This is a genomic window from Streptomyces sp. JJ66 (assembly GCF_019303495.1).
GTDB lineage: Bacteria > Actinomycetota > Actinomycetes > Streptomycetales > Streptomycetaceae > Streptomyces.
Genome location: NZ_JAEVFI010000001.1, coordinates 120,015 through 135,143, shown reverse-complemented (window position 1 = coordinate 135,143; position 15,129 = coordinate 120,015). Strand labels below are relative to the sequence as shown.

General features: G+C 71.0%; 14 protein-coding genes. 7 read left to right on the top strand and 7 right to left on the bottom strand.

Annotated elements, in window-relative coordinates:
- Nucleotides 1-23 precede the first annotated feature (23 nt).
- The 6 genes from JJV70_RS23090 to JJV70_RS00585 form a co-directional block, all read right to left on the bottom strand.
- Nucleotides 24-1,061, bottom strand: a complete 1,038-nt coding sequence (locus JJV70_RS23090) for an endonuclease/exonuclease/phosphatase family protein (protein WP_308294616.1) — start codon at nt 1,059-1,061, stop codon at nt 24-26.
- Between the two features lie 213 nt (nt 1,062-1,274).
- On the bottom strand, nt 1,275-3,062 hold the full coding sequence (gene gcl / locus JJV70_RS00605) for a glyoxylate carboligase (RefSeq protein WP_219045491.1): 1,788 nt from the start codon (nt 3,060-3,062) through the stop codon (nt 1,275-1,277).
- 274 nt (nt 3,063-3,336) lie between these two features.
- Nucleotides 3,337-4,071: a hypothetical protein gene (locus JJV70_RS00600; RefSeq protein WP_219045490.1), complete on the bottom strand. Its 735-nt coding sequence runs from the start codon at nt 4,069-4,071 to the stop codon at nt 3,337-3,339.
- A gap of 298 nt (nt 4,072-4,369) precedes the next feature.
- Complete coding sequence (locus JJV70_RS00595; RefSeq protein WP_219045489.1) at nt 4,370-5,827, bottom strand: catalase; 1,458 nt, start codon at nt 5,825-5,827, stop codon at nt 4,370-4,372.
- A 157-nt stretch (nt 5,828-5,984) separates the two neighbouring features.
- Nucleotides 5,985-6,887, bottom strand: a complete 903-nt coding sequence (locus tag JJV70_RS00590; RefSeq protein WP_219045488.1) for a 2-hydroxy-3-oxopropionate reductase — start codon at nt 6,885-6,887, stop codon at nt 5,985-5,987.
- 102 nt (nt 6,888-6,989) lie between these two features.
- Complete coding sequence (locus tag JJV70_RS00585; protein WP_219045487.1) at nt 6,990-7,838, bottom strand: TIM barrel protein; 849 nt, start codon at nt 7,836-7,838, stop codon at nt 6,990-6,992.
- A gap of 171 nt (nt 7,839-8,009) precedes the next feature.
- Between JJV70_RS00585 and JJV70_RS00580 the strand changes: the two genes are divergently transcribed.
- From JJV70_RS00580 to JJV70_RS00550, 7 genes are all read left to right on the top strand, one after another.
- On the top strand, nt 8,010-8,276 hold the full coding sequence (locus tag JJV70_RS00580; RefSeq protein ID WP_219045486.1) for a thiamine-binding protein: 267 nt from the start codon (nt 8,010-8,012) through the stop codon (nt 8,274-8,276).
- The gene (locus tag JJV70_RS00575) at nt 8,273-8,632 is read left to right on the top strand and encodes a helix-turn-helix domain-containing protein (protein ID WP_219045485.1); all 360 of its coding nucleotides are present in this window, start codon (nt 8,273-8,275) and stop codon (nt 8,630-8,632) included. Before JJV70_RS00580 ends, JJV70_RS00575 begins: the two co-directional genes overlap by 4 nt.
- 247 nt (nt 8,633-8,879) lie before the next feature.
- Nucleotides 8,880-9,386, top strand: coding sequence for a 2-oxo-4-hydroxy-4-carboxy-5-ureidoimidazoline decarboxylase (gene uraD, locus JJV70_RS00570; protein ID WP_219045484.1), 507 nt, complete (start codon nt 8,880-8,882; stop codon nt 9,384-9,386).
- Between the two features lie 5 nt (nt 9,387-9,391).
- Complete coding sequence (gene uraH / locus JJV70_RS00565; RefSeq protein WP_219045483.1) at nt 9,392-9,781, top strand: hydroxyisourate hydrolase; 390 nt, start codon at nt 9,392-9,394, stop codon at nt 9,779-9,781.
- Nucleotides 9,782-9,789: 8 nt separating this feature from the next.
- Nucleotides 9,790-10,737, top strand: coding sequence for a factor-independent urate hydroxylase (pucL, locus tag JJV70_RS00560; RefSeq protein ID WP_219045482.1), 948 nt, complete (start codon nt 9,790-9,792; stop codon nt 10,735-10,737).
- Between the two features lie 107 nt (nt 10,738-10,844).
- Entirely contained in the window at nt 10,845-12,233 is a 1,389-nt protein-coding gene (locus tag JJV70_RS00555) for an 8-oxoguanine deaminase (RefSeq protein ID WP_219045481.1), read from the top strand.
- 362 nt (nt 12,234-12,595) lie between these two features.
- Nucleotides 12,596-13,936, top strand: coding sequence for a nucleobase:cation symporter-2 family protein (locus JJV70_RS00550; protein ID WP_219045480.1), 1,341 nt, complete (start codon nt 12,596-12,598; stop codon nt 13,934-13,936).
- Nucleotides 13,937-14,008: 72 nt separating this feature from the next.
- On the opposite strand, the gene JJV70_RS00545 is transcribed toward JJV70_RS00550, so the two are convergent.
- A complete protein-coding gene (locus tag JJV70_RS00545; protein WP_219045479.1) occupies nt 14,009-14,923 on the bottom strand; it encodes a sugar phosphate isomerase/epimerase in 915 nt (304 codons plus the stop codon).
- Nucleotides 14,924-15,129: the final 206 nt, after the last annotated feature.

Sequence of the window (15,129 nt, the reverse complement as noted above, 5' to 3'; positions counted from 1 at the left end):
GTCAGCGCCCGGGCGGCGCTCCGTCAGTGCAGCTGGAGGTCGGTGAGCAGTGCCCGGTGGTCGGTTCCGGGCAGGTCGAGGAACCTGCCGTCCACCGGCACGACGCCCTCGCTGACCAGGACGTGGTCGATCTGCGTGCCCAGCCAGGGCGCGGTGGCCGAGGGCCAGCTGGGCGTGCGGGAGTGGCCCAGGAGGCGGGCGGCGTCGCGCAGGCCGGTGTCGAGGACGGCCCGGAAGGCGGCGTGGTCCTGCCCGGCGTTGAAGTCACCGGCGAAGACGGTGCGGGTCTCGCCCCGCCCTCCGGCCGCCTTGCGCACGTGGCCCAGCTCCGCCGCCCAGGCGTCCATCGAGCCCAGCCGGGGCGGCATCGGGTGGACGACCTGCACCCGCAGCGGCACCCCGTGCACGTCGGCCACCGCGCCCGGCATGGACAGCGTGCCCGGGATGCGGCTCTCCTCGCTGAGCGGGTAGACGCTCAGCAGCGCCGAGCCCTCGGCCGGTTCGCGGCCGGCGATCACCCGGTACGGGTACGCCTCGCGCCACTCGGCCGTCTCCAGCGCGGCGGCGCAGCGCCGGTCGCACTCCTGGACGGACACCAGGTGGGGCCTCTCGCGGCGCAGCGCCTGAAACAGGCTCTCGGTGGCGGCTCCGAACTCCAGGTTCGCCGTCAGCACCCGGACCTGCGCCAGGGGCTCCTGGGTGGGCACGCGCTGCTCGGCGCCGTGGGGCTGGAGAAACCAGGCCGTCGTCCCGAGCACGGCCAGCGACCAGCCGGTGAGCAGCGGGCGGCGCGCCAGCACGCCGCCCGCCAGCGCCAGCCAGCCCGGCACCAGGAACCAGGGCAGGAAGGCCAGCAGCTGGGGGAGCGGCAGCGGCCCGTCCACGTCGAGCACGCGGGCGGTGAGCGCGGCGCTCGGCGGGAGCAGCAGGACGGCGGCGGACGCGGTCAGCCAGCGGCGCCGTGGGCGGGCCTGCCGCACCGCCCGTGGCGCCGTCGGCGCCGCTACGGGTCTCGGCGCGGCGGTGGTATTCGTCAGCTGGTCATACTCGTATGTCCGCACACCTCTGATCGTGCACCATCAGCGCCGCCGAGCCGCGCACCTCACTCTTGCGTCATGTCCGGCATGGCGGCCCCGGGCGCCGTTGAGCCGGAAAGACCGATGGCCCGAGCGGAGTGCTCGGGCCATCGGCCTGCTGTCCCCGGACCGTCAGGTGAGCGGGGGTTCGTGGGGGCGGTCAGCGGCGGCACGGAGTGCCCCGGGCCTGGCGGCGCCTCAGACCTTCAGCGGCTTGATCGCCGTCGGCGCGTGGCCGGGCTCCGTGGCGAGCTCTTCGAACTCGGTGACGTCGCTCATGTCGACCGTCTTGCTCATGGAGATGTTGGTGATGCGCTCCAGGATGGCCTCGACGACGACGGGGACCTGGTGCTCGACGGCGAGCTTCTTGGCCTGCTCCAGGGCCGCGCCCAGCTCGTTCGGGTCGGTGACGCGGATGGCCTTGACGCCCAGACCCTCGGCGACCTTGACGTGGTCCACCCCGTAGGCGCCGATCTCGGGGGTGTTGATGTTCTCGAATTCGAGGTTGACCTGGAAGTTGATGTCCAGGCCGATCTGGGCCTGCCGGATCAGCCCGAGGTAGGCGTTGTTCACCAGGACATGGACGTAGGGGACCTTGTGCTGGGCGGCGACCGCCAGCTCCTCGATCATGAACTGGAAGTCGTAGTCACCGGACAGGGCGACGACCGGGGTCTGCGGGTCCGCGGTGGCGGCACCGATGGCGGCCGGGATGGTCCAGCCGAGCGGGCCGGCCTGGCCGCAGTTGATCCAGTGGCGCGGCTTGTAGACGTGCAGGAACTGCGCGGCGGCGATCTGCGAGAGGCCGATGGTGGTGACGTAGCGGGCCTCCGGGCCGAACGCCTTGTTCATCTCCTCGTACACGCGCTGCGGCTTCATCGGGATGTTGTCGAAGTGCGTGCGGCGCTGGAGGGTGGCCTTGCGCTCCTGGGCGGAGGCGGCCCAGGCGGAGAAGTCCGGCAGCTTGCCGGCGGCCTTCCACTCCCGGGCGATCTCGACGAAGAGCTCCAGGGCGGCCTTGGCGTCGGAGGCGATGCCGTAGTCCGGGGCGAAGATCTTGCCGAGCTGGGTGGGCTCGATGTCCACGTGGACGAACTTCCGGCCCTTGGTGTACGCCTCCAGGTTGTAGCCCGTGTGGCGGTTGGCCCAGCGGTTGCCGATGCCGAGGACGAAGTCCGACTCCAGGAACGTCGCGTTGCCGTAGCGGTGGGCGGTCTGCACGCCCACCATGCCGGCGGCCAGCTCGTGGTCGTCGGGGATGGTGCCCCAGCCCATCAGGGTGGAGATGACCGGGATGCTCGTCAGCTCGGCGAACTCGACCAGCAGGTCCGAGGCGTCGGCGTTGATGATGCCGCCACCGGCGACGATCAGCGGGCGCTGGGACTCCAGCAGGAAGCTCAGGGCCTTCTCCGCCTGGGCGCGGGTCGCGGAGGGCTGGTAGACCGGCAGCGGCGCGTAGGTCTCGGGGTCGAACTCGATCTCGGCCAGCTGGACGTCGATCGGCAGGTCGATGAGGACCGGGCCGGGACGGCCGGAGCGCATCAGGTGGAACGCCTGCTGGAAGACGCCGGGGACCTGCGAGGGCTCCAGGACCGTGGTGGCGGCCTTGGTGACCGGACCCGCGATCGAGGCGATGTCAACGGCCTGGAAGTCCTCCTTGTGGAGCTTGGAGACCGGGGCCTGGCCGGTGATGCACAGGATCGGGATCGAGTCCGCGATCGCGGAGTACAGGCCGGTGATCATGTCGGTTCCGGCCGGTCCTGAGGTACCGATGCAGACCCCGATATTGCCAGCCTTGGCGCGGGTGTAGCCCTCGGCCATGTGCGAGGCGCCCTCGACGTGGCGGGCCAGCGTATGGCCGATGCCGCCGGCGTTCTTGAGCTCGCGGTAGAAGGGGTTGATCGCCGCGCCCGGCACACCGAAAGCGGTGTCGATGCCTTCACGCTTGAGGATCTCAACGGCCGCGCGGGCGGCGGTCATACGAGGCATGGAGTGCTCCTGAGTCGACCGTGCGTGGCTTTCCGCTTCGTTTTCCACTATACGGAATACACGTTCTGCAATATGAAATGAGAGTACGGAGCGGGGTGCGGCTCGTCAAGTCCCGTACCGCTGTGCGGATAGAAGTTTCCACCATGAGGAAACAAGGCTCGCCTCTGGGGTCTTCTCACGACGTCGGGAGAGCCCCCGGCCCCGCTACCGGACCTGGTGGCGAAGTCGCCCGGGGAGAGCCCCAAGCTTCGGGAGGGAGGGGAGGGGGCCGGGGTTACGTCAGGCGTTCGGCCGCGTCGTTGACCGGCTGCGGTGTGCCCGTCAGGTCCAGCACGAACAGCGGCACGCCCAGCACCTCGCCGCGCGTCCGGGCCTCGGGCGCGTATCCGGCCAGCGCGAAGCACACCGCCGTCACCGACGCGTGCAGCCCGGTCAGCCACAGCGTCTCCACCGCCGCCGCCTCCATGGGCGAGGTGGAGGGATCGACGCGGGCGACGACTCCGGGTCCGCGCAGGTCGATGCCGGACGCCGGTGAGGTCTGCGCCGCCCGGACCTCGTGGAAGCCGAGCCAGCGCAGGAAGTGCGCGGCGGCCAGCACCGCGTCGCGACCGGTGCGGATGGTGACCGGGGTGAACGCGGGCCTCTCGGCGCGGACCCCGGCGGACTCGGCGGCCCCGGCGAAGAGCCCGGGGGCCGTCCCCGACGCCGCCGGAGGCGTGCCCGCCGCCCGCCGGTCCACCGGCAGTGCGAGCAGCGCACCGCACGGGCAGCCCAGTTCGGGTTGCGGCCAGTGGCCTTCCTGGCCGCAGCCGCCGCAGCGCACGGTGACCCAGGACCCGTCCCACGTCCGGTGCCGCACGCGGACGGGCACGCCGCCGCGCAGCAGCGGCAGGGGGACGGGCGCCCCGCACGGACACGGGTAGACGGGCGGGGCGTAGACGTGCTCGCGCCGGCACACCGGGCAGCACACCGGCTCGTACCGGGGTTCGGGCCGTGTCGTGTCCGCCATGGGGCCATCGTCTCCGAAACGGTGCCGGTCCCGCGGGCAAACCGCGGGACCGGCCGGGAGTGGTGCGCCCGACGGGGCGAGGCTGGGCGCGACAGGACGTTCGCGCCGCCGGGCGGGCCTTCGGCAGCCCCTCCCACGGCGACCACGGTGGCGAACCACCGGGCGGGCCGGGGGAGGGGCTACGCGGTGTCCCGTACCGTCGGCCACCCCTCGTCCACGGGCCGACGGTGACGGGACGCGCTCGGGCTGACCTCCCAATCAGCCCTCACGCGGCTTTCCGCGCGAGCCGCGCGCGGGCTCAGCCCTCGCGCAGCTCGCGCACGGCCTCCTCGACGCGCTTGCCGTAGTCGGCGTCGGCGGCGTGGAAGTGGGCGAGGTTCTTCTCCACGACGTCGTCGCGGATCACCTGGGACAGGCCGCCGGCGATGTTGGCCACCAGGCGCTGCTTCTCGTCCTCAGACATCAGCCGGTAGAGCTCACCGGCCTGGAAGAAGTCGTCGTCCTTGGTGTGCAGCGGTGTCTCGTAGGTGCCGGTGTAGCCGGAGACGGCGACGGGGGCGGCCAGCGCCTGGCCGGTCTCCACCGGGCCGTCGTAGGAGTTGGGCTCGTAGTTCTTCGCGCCGCGCCCCTGCGGGTTGGTGGCCATGAATCCGTCCCGGCCGTAGTTGTTCGCCTGGGTCGCCTTCGGGGCGTTCACCGGCAGCTGGGTGTGGTTGACGCCCAGGCGGTAACGGTGCGCGTCGGCGTAGGCGAACAGGCGGCCCTGGAGCATCTTGTCCGGGGACGGACCGATGCCGGGGACGAAGTTGTTCGGCGAGAACGCGGCCTGCTCGACCTCCGCGAAGACGTTGTCGGGGTTGCGGTCCAGCACCAGGCGGCCCACCCGCCGCAGCGGGTAGTCGGCGTGCGGCCACACCTTCGTCAGGTCGAACGGGTTGAAGCGGTAGCCCGCGGCCTCGGCGGCCGGCATGACCTGCACGTACAGCGTCCACGACGGGTGCACGCCCCGCTCGATGGCCTGCAGCAGGTCCGTCTGGTGGCTGTTGGCGTCCTTGCCCGCCGTCTCGGCGCCCTGGTCGCTGCTCAGGCAGCGGATGCCCTGGTTCGTCTTGAAGTGGTACTTGACGAAGAACGCCTCACCCTCGGCGTTGGTCCACTGGTAGGTGTGGGAACCGTAGCCGTTCATGTGGCGGTAGGAGGCCGGAATGCCGCGGTCGCCCATGAGCCAGGTGACCTGGTGAGTGGCCTCGGGGGCGTGGGCCCAGAAGTCCCAGACGTTGTCCGGCTCCTGCTTGCCGGTGAACGGGTCGCGCTTTTGGGAGTGGATGAAGTCGGGGAACTTCAGCGGGTCCTTGATGAAGAACACCGGGGTGTTGTTGCCGACGAGGTCGTAGTTGCCCTCCTCGGTGTAGAACTTCACCGCGAAGCCGCGCGGGTCACGCACCGCGTCGGCGCCGCCGAGGTTGTCGGCCACGGTGGAGAAGCGCACGAAGACCTCGGTGCGCTTGCCGATGGTGTCCAGGAAGGCGGCGCGGGTGAGACCGGAGACGTCGTCGGTCACCTCGAAGTGGCCGTAGGCACCGGAGCCGCGGGCGTGCACGACGCGCTCCGGGATGCGCTCGCGGTTGAAGCGCGCCAGCTTCTCCAGCAGGTGCTGGTCCTGGATCAGCAGCGGACCGCCGACGCCTGCGGCGGCGGAGTTCTGGTTGTCGGCGACCGGGGCGCCGGACTCGGTCGTCAGCGTGGGCTTCGACATGGTGACCTTCCGTACGGGAGCGCGGAAGACCCTTCCGCGGAGATGGAGCGTAAGGACGGCTACGGCAGCACGTCAACAGTTTGTTGAATTACCGGGCGGCGGCGCCTGGGCGCGACAGGACAGGTTGTCAGCGCCGCCGCCCGGAGTGTGGGGTGGCTCAGGCCACCTGGTCGCCCGACAGGCGCTCGACGGCGCGCAGCAGGGCGGAGTGGTCCAGGCCGCCGTCACCCTGGGCGCGCAGCGAGGCGACCAGCTGGGCGACGACCGCGCCGACCGGCAGGGAGGCGCCGACGCTGCGGGCGGCGTCGGTGACGATGCCCATGTCCTTGTGGTGCAGGTCGATGCGGAAGCCCGGCTTGAAGTCGCGGCTGATGAAGTTGTCCTTCTTGCGGCTCAGGACGGTGGAACCGGCCAGCCCGCCATTGAGGACCTCCAGGGCCGCCTCCAGGTCCACACCGGACTTCTCCAGGAAGACCACGGCCTCCGCGCACGCCTGGATGTTGACGGCGACGATGAGCTGGTTGGCGGCCTTCACCGTCTGGCCGGCGCCGTGCGGGCCGCACAGGATGATGGTCTTGCCCAGCGCGTCGAGGATCGGCTTGGCCTGGTCGAAGACGGACTGCTCGCCGCCGACCATGATGGACAGCACGGCCTCGATGGCGCCTGCCTCACCGCCGGAGACCGGGGCGTCGAGAACCTTGAGGTCCTTGTCCGCGGCGGCGGCCGCCTCGGCCACCGCGATGGAGGTCTGCGGGGTGATCGAGGACATGTCGATGATCGTGGCGCCCTGCCGGGCGTGGGCGATCACGCCGTCCTCGCCGAGGATGACGGCCTTCACCTGGGGGTCGGCCGGAACCATCGTGATGACCACGTCGGCGTCTTTAACCGCCCCGGCGATCGAGGACGCGGCGGTGCCGCCGGCTGCCGCGAGCCGGTCGAGCTTGTCCTGCTCCAGCGTGAAGCCGGTGACGGAGTAACCGGCCTTGATCAGGTTCTCGGCCATGGGGGAGCCCATGATGCCCAGGCCGATCCAGGCGATCTTGGGAAGTGTGTTGCTCATGAGGTCGGGTGCCTTTCGTGCCGTGCGGACGGAAAGTTCGCTGGGTGCGGACGCGGGAGGGGCCGCCTGCGGGGCCGGGCGGGCCGCCGGAGCCCGGGCGCGTCAGCTCGCGGAGGGGGCGGGGCGCAGCGGAGCGGGCAGCCACTCGAAGGCGCTGCCGCTCGGCGCGTCGCCCGCCTTGTACTCCAGGCCGACCCAGCCGTCGTAACCGGCCTTCTTCAGCCGGTCGAGCAGGTCGGCGAAGTCCAGATCGCCGGTGCCGGGGGCGCCGCGGCCGGGGTTGTCGGCGATCTGCACGTGCCCGGTGACGGCCGTGTACTTCTCGATGATCTCGGCCAGGTCCTCGCCGTTCATGGACAGGTGGTAGAGGTCCATCAGGAACTTGGCGTTCCCCAGGCCGGTGGCGGCGTTGACCTTCTCCACGACCTCGACGGCGGCCGGTGCGCTCACCAGCGGGTACTTCGGCGACTCGGGCTGGTTCAGCGCCTCGACCAGCAGCACGGCCCCGACGCGGTCGGCGGCGCGGGCGGCCGTGGTGAGGTTCTCCAGGGCCAGCTCGTCCTGCACGGCCGGGTCCACGCCGTCCACGCGGTTGCCGTAGAGGGCGTTGAGCGCCGTGCAGCCGACGGAGGCGGCGAAGTCGGCGGCCACGTCGATATTGGCCTGGAACTTCTCCGACTCCGCACCGGGCACCGACAGGGCGCCCCGGTCCGGGCCGGGCAGCTGGCCCGCGTAGAAGTTCAGCCCCGTCAGCTGGACACCGGCGTCGGTGAGCGCACTGCGCAGCGCGTCCAGCTCGGCCTGGTCCGGGGTGGGGGTGTCGATCCACGGCCACCACAGCTCCACCGCGGTGAAGCCCGCGGCCGCGGCGGCGGCCGGGCGCTCCAGCAGCGGGAACTCCGTGAAGAGGATCGAGAGGTTCACAGTGAAGCGCGTGTCCGTGTAGCCCATGAGGGGTGACTCGCTCCTTCCGTATCGCGGAAGTTAGTTTCTATCTGATGGAAGAGTGCCGCCGACTCAACAAATTGTCAAGAGGGCCGCCCGAAATGTGCCCGCCGGGAGCGCCCGGAACCGGGGTTGAGGGGGGATGGCGGGCCGCGTACGGAGAGGTACGTTGAGGCCGTGCGATTGAAAGTGGAGTTCACGACCGAGCCGTTCGACCTGGAAGAGGCGCCAGCCCACGCGGTGGTGGCGCGCGACATCGTGCAGCGCGCCGGCCTGGACGCCGTTGACGTGGGCCCCTTCGGCAACACGGCCGAAGGGGCCGCGGACGAGGTGCTCGCCGTGGTGGACGAGATGCTACGCCGGACGCTGGCCGCCGGGGCGACTCGCGTGTCATTGCAGGTGAATGTGGTCGAATCCGACGACCAGGAGCCGGGTGACGCATGAGTAGCTTGGGCGAACATCCCTTCACTTCCGCGGTGAAGCCGCTGGTGGATGCGATAGGCGGCGAGATCATCGAGGTCGGCGCGGCCAGCGAGGGCGACGTCGTGCTCGCCTGGGAGGGCGAGGACGTGCTCGCCGTCCGCCTGCCCCACCTGTCGCAGTCCCTGGACCACATTCTGCTCGCCCTCGAACGCACCGAGGGACGCCCGCTGAGCGAGCTGGACCGCAAGTCCAAGCAGCGCGTGGTGCGCCTGCTGGAGTCGCGCGGCGCGTTCTCCGTCCGGCACGGCGTCGAAACGGTCGCCACCGCGCTCGGCGTCAGCCGCTTCACGGTCTACAACTACCTGAACCGGCAGTAGCTCCCGCGGCGCGCTTGCCCCGCACGGTGTGCGGTCCGGGTGGGGAGTTTGGGCCGCGCGGGTGGTGGCCGCGCGGCGGGGTACCCGGTGGGGGAGAGGGATGCCCCGCCTGCGGTTGCGGCCCCGGGCGGACAAGCCGCCCCGGGCGCGGCTCGGCGAAGAAAGTTCAACAAAGTGTTGACGGGGCGTTCCCCGGCGGCTTAGCTATTGCGCAGCAACACCGCCCGCACCGGCCAGAGAGGCTCCCGTGACTTCGAGTACGGCACCGGGGCTGACCCGGTTCAACACCGCTGATGAGGGCGACGCCCGCGCCGCGCTGCACGAGGTGTGCGCCTCATCGACGTGGGTGAGCAAGCTGCTCGCCCAGCGTCCGTACGCCGACGCCGCGGCTCTGTTCACCGCGAGCGACGCCGCGATGGCCGAGCTCGGTGCGGCCGACCTGGCCGAGGCGATGGCCGGGCACCCGCCCATCGGCCGTCCCAAGCCGGGGGACCCGACCTCCTCGCGCGAGCAGCGCGGGATGGCCGGAGCCTCCGAGGACCTCAAGGCCGAGATGCTCGAACTGAACCTGGCCTACCAGGACAAGTTCGGACACGTGTTCCTCATCTGCGCCACCGGCCTGACCGGCGAGCAGATGCGCGACGCGATCCGCGCCCGGATCGACAACACGCCGGAGCGGGAGCGGGAGAACGTCCGCACCGAACTGGTGAAGATCAACCGCATCCGGCTGACCCGCCTCGCACAAGGAGCCTGACCCACATGAGCACCCCGACGACCGCTTCGGTGTCCACCCACATCCTGGACACCAGCATCGGACGTCCGGCGGGCGGCGTGGCCGTCCAGCTGTCGGTCCGCACTGGCGGCGACGGCGCCTGGGCCGCGCACGGCGCGTCGAAGACCGACGACGACGGGCGCTGCAAGGACCTTCCGGCCCTGCCGGAGGGCACCACCCACGTGCGGCTGGACTTCGCGGTCGAGCCGTACTTCTCCACCCAGCAAGCCGAGGAACAGCAGGACGCCCCCCGCGTAAGGGACAGCGGTGTCTTCTTCCCCGAGGTGGCGATCGTCTTCGCCGTGACCCCGGGCGAGCACTACCACGTACCGCTGCTGCTCAACCCGTTCGGCTACTCCGTGTACCGAGGGAGCTGACACCTGACATGACTGCTACTTCCCGCCCGGCCCGCCCGGTGATTCTCGGTCAGAACCAGTACGGCAAAGCGGAGAACCGCGTTGTCAAGATCACCCGCGAGGGGGACACCCACCACATCAAGGACCTGAACGTCTCCGTCGCCCTCTCCGGCGACATGGACGACGTCCACTACTCCGGCTCCAACGCCAACTGCCTGCCGACCGATACCACCAAGAACACGGTGTTCGCGTTCGCCAAGGAGCACGGCATCGAGTCCGCCGAGCAGTTCGGCATCCACCTGGCCCGGCACTTCGTCGAGTCCCAGGAGCCGATCAAGCGGGCCCGCATCCGCATCGAGGAGTACGCCTGGGACCGGATCGTCACCTCCGGGGGCGGCGGCCAGTTCATCGGCTCCGAGCAGGTCCAGCACTCCTTCGTCCGCAACGGCCAGGAGACCCGCACCGCGCAGGTCACCTACGACGGCGAGAACTTCCAGGTCTTCTCCGGCCTGAAGGACCTGACCGTCATGAACTCCACCAACTCGGAGTTCTGGGGCTACGTCAAGGACAAGTACACCACCCTCAAGGAGGCGTACGACCGCATCCTGGCGACCCAGGTGACCAGCTGGTGGCGCCACAACTGGACGAGCGACGAGCAGCGCATGCCCAACTGGGAGCGCAGCTACGCCAAGGCCAAGCAGCACATGCTGGACGCTTTCGTCGAGACCTACTCGCTGTCGCTGCAGCAGACGCTGTACCAGATGGGCGCGCGCGTCATCAACAGCCGCGGTGAGATCGACGAGATCCGCTTCTCGCTGCCGAACAAGCACCACTTCCTGGTGGACCTGGAGCCGTTCGGGCTGAAGAACGACAACGAGGTCTACTTCGCGGCGGACCGTCCCTACGGTCTCATCGAGGCCACCATTTTGCGGGACGGCGCCGAGCCGCAGATCCCGGTTGACATGACCAACCTGTAAGGAGCCCAAGCCCGCAAGGGCGGCCCGTCCTACCCGGGCGGGCCGCCCCCGGACCCCGACGCGCGTCGGCGTCACCGCTCGACGGATGGGAAGCACGAGGTAATCCCATGGCTGGTACCGCGCCAGAGCGCATCGTCATCGAGAACTGCGCCATCGCCACCGTGGACGCGGAGGACACCGAGTACGCCACCGGGCACATCGTCGTCGCGGATCATGTCATCGAGTCGGTCGGGCCCGGCGCGGCTCCCGAGGGCCTTCAGCACGTCGTCAGGCGCGTGGACGGTACCGGGCACCTGGCCACTCCCGGCCTGGTCAACACCCACCACCACTTCTACCAGTGGCTCACCCGGGGCCTCGCCCAGGACTGCAACCTGTTCAACTGGCTCGTCACGCTGTACCCGGTCTGGGCCCGCATCGACGAGGAGATGGTGTACTCCGCGGCCCAGGGCTCGCTGGGCATGATGGCCCGCGGCGGAGTCACCACCGCCATGGACCACCACTACGTCTTCCCGCGCGGCTCCGGTGACCTGCTGGGCGCGGAGATCCGCGCGGCCCGCGAGATGGGAGTGCGCTTCACCGCCGCCCGCGGCTCGATGGACCGCGGCGAGTCGCACGGCGGCCTGCCCCCGGACTTCGCCGTCGAGACCCTGGAGGTGGCCCTCGCCGAGACCGAGGCCGCCATCGACACCCACCACGACGCGTCGTTCGGGTCGATGCTGCACATCGCCGCCGCGCCGTGCTCGCCCTTCTCCGTGACCACCGAGCTGCTGCGCGAGGCCGCCGTGCTGGCCCGCCGCAAGGGGGTGCGGCTGCACACCCACGGCTCGGAGACCGTCGAGGAGGAGAAGTTCTGCCACGAACTGTTCGGCATGGGCCCCACCGACTACTTCGAGTCGACGGGTTACCTCGGTGCGGACGTGTGGATGGCGCACTGCGTCCACATGAACGACTCCGACATCGCCGCCTTCGCCCGGACCGGCACCGGCGTCGCCCACTGCCCCTCTTCCAACGCCCGCCTGGCCGCCGGCATCGCCCGGGTGCCGGACCTGCTCGCCGCCGGGGTGCCCGTCGGGCTCGGCGTGGACGGCACCGCGTCCAACGAGTCCGGCGAGCTGCACACCGAGCTGCGCAACGCGCTGCTGATCAACCGCCTCGGCCGGCACCGGGAAAACGCGCTGAACGCCCGCCAGGCGCTGCGTCTGGGTACCTTCGGCGGCGCCCAGGTCCTTGGCCGCGCGGCGGAGATCGGCTCGCTGGAGAACGGCAAGCTGGCGGACCTGGTGCTGTGGAAGCTCGACGGCATCGGCCACTCCTCCATCGCCGACCCGGTCGCCGCCCTGGTGTTCGGCGCGGCGGCCCCCGTGACGCTGTCCCTGGTGAACGGCAAAACCGTCGTCGAGGACCACCACCTCACCACGGTGGACGAGGACGCCATCGCCCGCGGCACCCGCGACCAGGCCCAGCGCCTGGCCCGGATCGCCGCCGGGGCGTCCTGACGCGGCACCCGCGAAGCGGCACCAGGCCGCCGCCGCACCACATCTCAAGACTCCGGCCGGGAGGGACGGCTCCCGGCCGGTGGTTCAGGGCCCGAGCGGGGCCCTGAACGAACGGCCGGGACGGGGCGCGCCCTACGGTACGCGCCCCGTCCCGGTACCCCTTCGCCTCCGCTCCGCACCCCCCACTCCCTGGCACCACACCGCACACCCTCCCTGAAAGCCCGTCGCTTCCCCAGCGGCGCAGTAACCGACAGGAGGACCGAGTGTCCGACAGGCCCGGAACCGGGAACACCAGCAGCACCGACAGCGCGCGAGCAGAGGCAGCCCGGCATCCCGTCGACGAAGTCCTCCCTCCCCTGAAAATGATCACCAGCGGCCTGCAGCACGTGGCCGCCATGTACGCCGGAGTCGTGGCCGTCCCGCTCGTCATCGGCGCCGCCGCCCAGCTCAACCCGGCCGACACCACGCTCCTGATGGCGGCCAGCCTCTTCACCGCCGGCATAGCCACCCTGCTCCAGACCCTCGGGATCTGGAAGATCGGCGCCCGCCTGCCCTTCGTCAACGGCGTCTCCTTCGGCGGCGTCGCCGCGATGACCGCGATCATCGCCGCCGAGGGCGCCAGCGCGGGCCTGCCGATCATCTTCGGCGCCGTCATCGTCGCCGGACTCCTCGCCTTCGCGCTCAGCAGCTGGTTCTGCAAGCTGGTCCGGTTCTTCCCGCCGGTGGTCACGGGCAGCGTCATCACCCTCATCGGCCTGTCCCTGCTGCCCGTCGCGTTCGGCTGGATCACCGACGGCGGCGGTGAAGGCGGCTCCTCCGCGCCCATGGGCAACATCGGGCTCGCCGCGATCGCCCTGGCCATCACGCTGGCCGTGCGCCGCTACGCCCGCGGCTTCCTGCAGTCGGTCGCCATCCTCATCGGGCTGGTCGCGGGTACGCTCCTCGCGATCCCGCTGGGCATGGCCGACTTCTCCGAGCTGGGCGAGGCGGGTCTGTTCGGCTTCCCGACGCCGTTCCACTTCGGCCCGCCGCAGTTCTCCCTCCCGGCGATCATCTCGATGTGCATCGTGATGCTGGTGATCATGACCGAGTCGACGGCGGACATGATCGCCCTGGGCAAGATCGTGGACAAGCCGGTGGACGAGAAGGTCATCGCGGCCGGTCTGCGCGCCGACGCCCTCGGCAGCGCCGTCGCCCCCGTCTTCAACGGCTTCGCGGCCAGCGCCTTCGCGCAGAACGTGGGCCTGGTGGCCATGTCGAAGGTGCGCAGCCGCTTCGTCGTCGCCGTCGGCGGCGCCATCCTCGTCCTGCTGGGCCTGTGCCCGGTGGCCGCCGCGCTGGTTTCGGCCGTGCCGCTCCCCGTCCTCGGGGGCGTCGGCGTCGTCCTGTTCGGCACGATCGCGGTCAGCGGCATCCAGACCCTGGTCCAGGCGGGCCTGGACCAGGGCGAGAACGCGCTCATCGTCGCCGTCACCCTCGGCGTCGGGCTGGCGCCGGAGATGGCGCACGGCTTCTACGCGCAGTTCCCGGACAGCGCGACGATCATCCTGGACTCCGGCATCAGCACCGGCTGTATCCTCGCCGTCCTGCTCAACCTCCTGTTCAACCACCTGCGTTCGCGCAAGGCGGAGCCGCCGCCCTCCCCCCTGGACGCCCCCACCGAACCGAAGGTCACCCCGCAGGCCGCCGCCCACCTGCACTGACGCCCCACCCCCCCCCGCGAGCCCCGGTCCATGCTGTGCGCGGGCACCGACCGGGGCTCGCGGCCGGTGGCCCTAAGCGCCACAGGAACGCAGGAAGCGGCGGGTGCGCTCGGCGATGGGGAAGGGGCGGTCCGGCTCGCAGGGATACATGTCCTGCTCGACGATCGCGAACAGCTCCACGCCCAGGCCCTGCGCGGCGGTCAGCACAGGTTCCAGCGCCGGTACGCCCCCCGGCGGTTCGCACATCACGCCCTGCCGCACGGCCGGGCCGAACGGCGTGCCCGCGCGCACGACCTCGGCGAGCACGTCCGGGTCCACCTGCTTGAGGTGCAGGTAGCCGATGCGTTCACCGTAGGTCTCGATGAGCCGCACGCTGTCGCCCCCGCAGTAGGCGTAGTGCCCGGTGTCCAGACACAGGCTGACCAGCGCGGGGTCCGTCGCGTCCAGGAAGCGCGTGACGTTGGCCTCGGTGTCGATGTGGGTGTCCGCGTGCGGGTGGACGACGACGCCGAGCCCGTACTCCTCGCGCACGCGCCGCGCTAGCTCCTCGGTGCCGCCGGTGAGCGCGCGGAACTGCTCCGGCGTCAGGTGCGGTGACTCGATCAGCGCGGCGGTCCGGTCGTCGCGCCAGAACGCCGGGATGACGACGAGGTGCCCCGCGCCCATCGCCCGCGTCAGCTCCGCCACCCGCGCCACCTGCTCCCAGGTGGCGTCCCACACTCCGGGGCCGCGGTGCAGCGCGGTGAACACCGTGCCCGCGGACACGCGCAGCCCGCGCCGCTGGGTCTCGGCGGTCAGCCGCGCCGGGTCGGTGGGCAGGTAGCCGTAGGGGCCCAGCTCGATCCACGCGTAGCCCGCCTCGGCGACCTCGTCCAAAAACCGCTCCCAGGGCACCTGTAGCGGGTCGTCGGGGAACCACACGCCCCAGGAGTCGGGGGCCGAACCGACGCGGAGCCGGTCGAGGGCATAGAGGCCGGGGCGGGTCATGGCGGGTGCTCCTTCCGCGCCGGTGCGGTGTTCTGGCCGCGTGCGGCGTGCTGTCCGGGTGCGGTGTTCTGGCCGCGTGCGGCGTGCTGTCCGGGTGCGGGGTCCTGGTCGCCCGTGGCGTGTCGCGCGTGCGGCGTCCGCGTCGGTACGGCGTCCGCGTCGGTACGGCGTCCGCATCGAGTACGGTGTCCGCGCTGGTACGGCCC

Coding starts and splice junctions, on each gene's coding strand:
- gcl (WP_219045491.1), bottom strand. CDS start 3,062: ATGCCTCGTATGACCGCCGCCCGCGCGGCCGTTGAGATCCTCAAGCGT.
- JJV70_RS00600 (WP_219045490.1), bottom strand. CDS start 4,071: ATGGCGGACACGACACGGCCCGAACCCCGGTACGAGCCGGTGTGCTGC.
- JJV70_RS00595 (WP_219045489.1), bottom strand. CDS start 5,827: ATGTCGAAGCCCACGCTGACGACCGAGTCCGGCGCCCCGGTCGCCGAC.
- JJV70_RS00590 (WP_219045488.1), bottom strand. CDS start 6,887: ATGAGCAACACACTTCCCAAGATCGCCTGGATCGGCCTGGGCATCATG.
- JJV70_RS00585 (WP_219045487.1), bottom strand. CDS start 7,838: ATGGGCTACACGGACACGCGCTTCACTGTGAACCTCTCGATCCTCTTC.
- JJV70_RS00575 (WP_219045485.1), top strand. CDS start 8,273: ATGAGTAGCTTGGGCGAACATCCCTTCACTTCCGCGGTGAAGCCGCTG.
- uraH (WP_219045483.1), top strand. CDS start 9,392: ATGAGCACCCCGACGACCGCTTCGGTGTCCACCCACATCCTGGACACC.
- pucL (WP_219045482.1), top strand. CDS start 9,790: ATGACTGCTACTTCCCGCCCGGCCCGCCCGGTGATTCTCGGTCAGAAC.
- JJV70_RS00555 (WP_219045481.1), top strand. CDS start 10,845: ATGGCTGGTACCGCGCCAGAGCGCATCGTCATCGAGAACTGCGCCATC.
- JJV70_RS00550 (WP_219045480.1), top strand. CDS start 12,596: ATGATCACCAGCGGCCTGCAGCACGTGGCCGCCATGTACGCCGGAGTC.
- JJV70_RS00545 (WP_219045479.1), bottom strand. CDS start 14,923: ATGACCCGCCCCGGCCTCTATGCCCTCGACCGGCTCCGCGTCGGTTCG.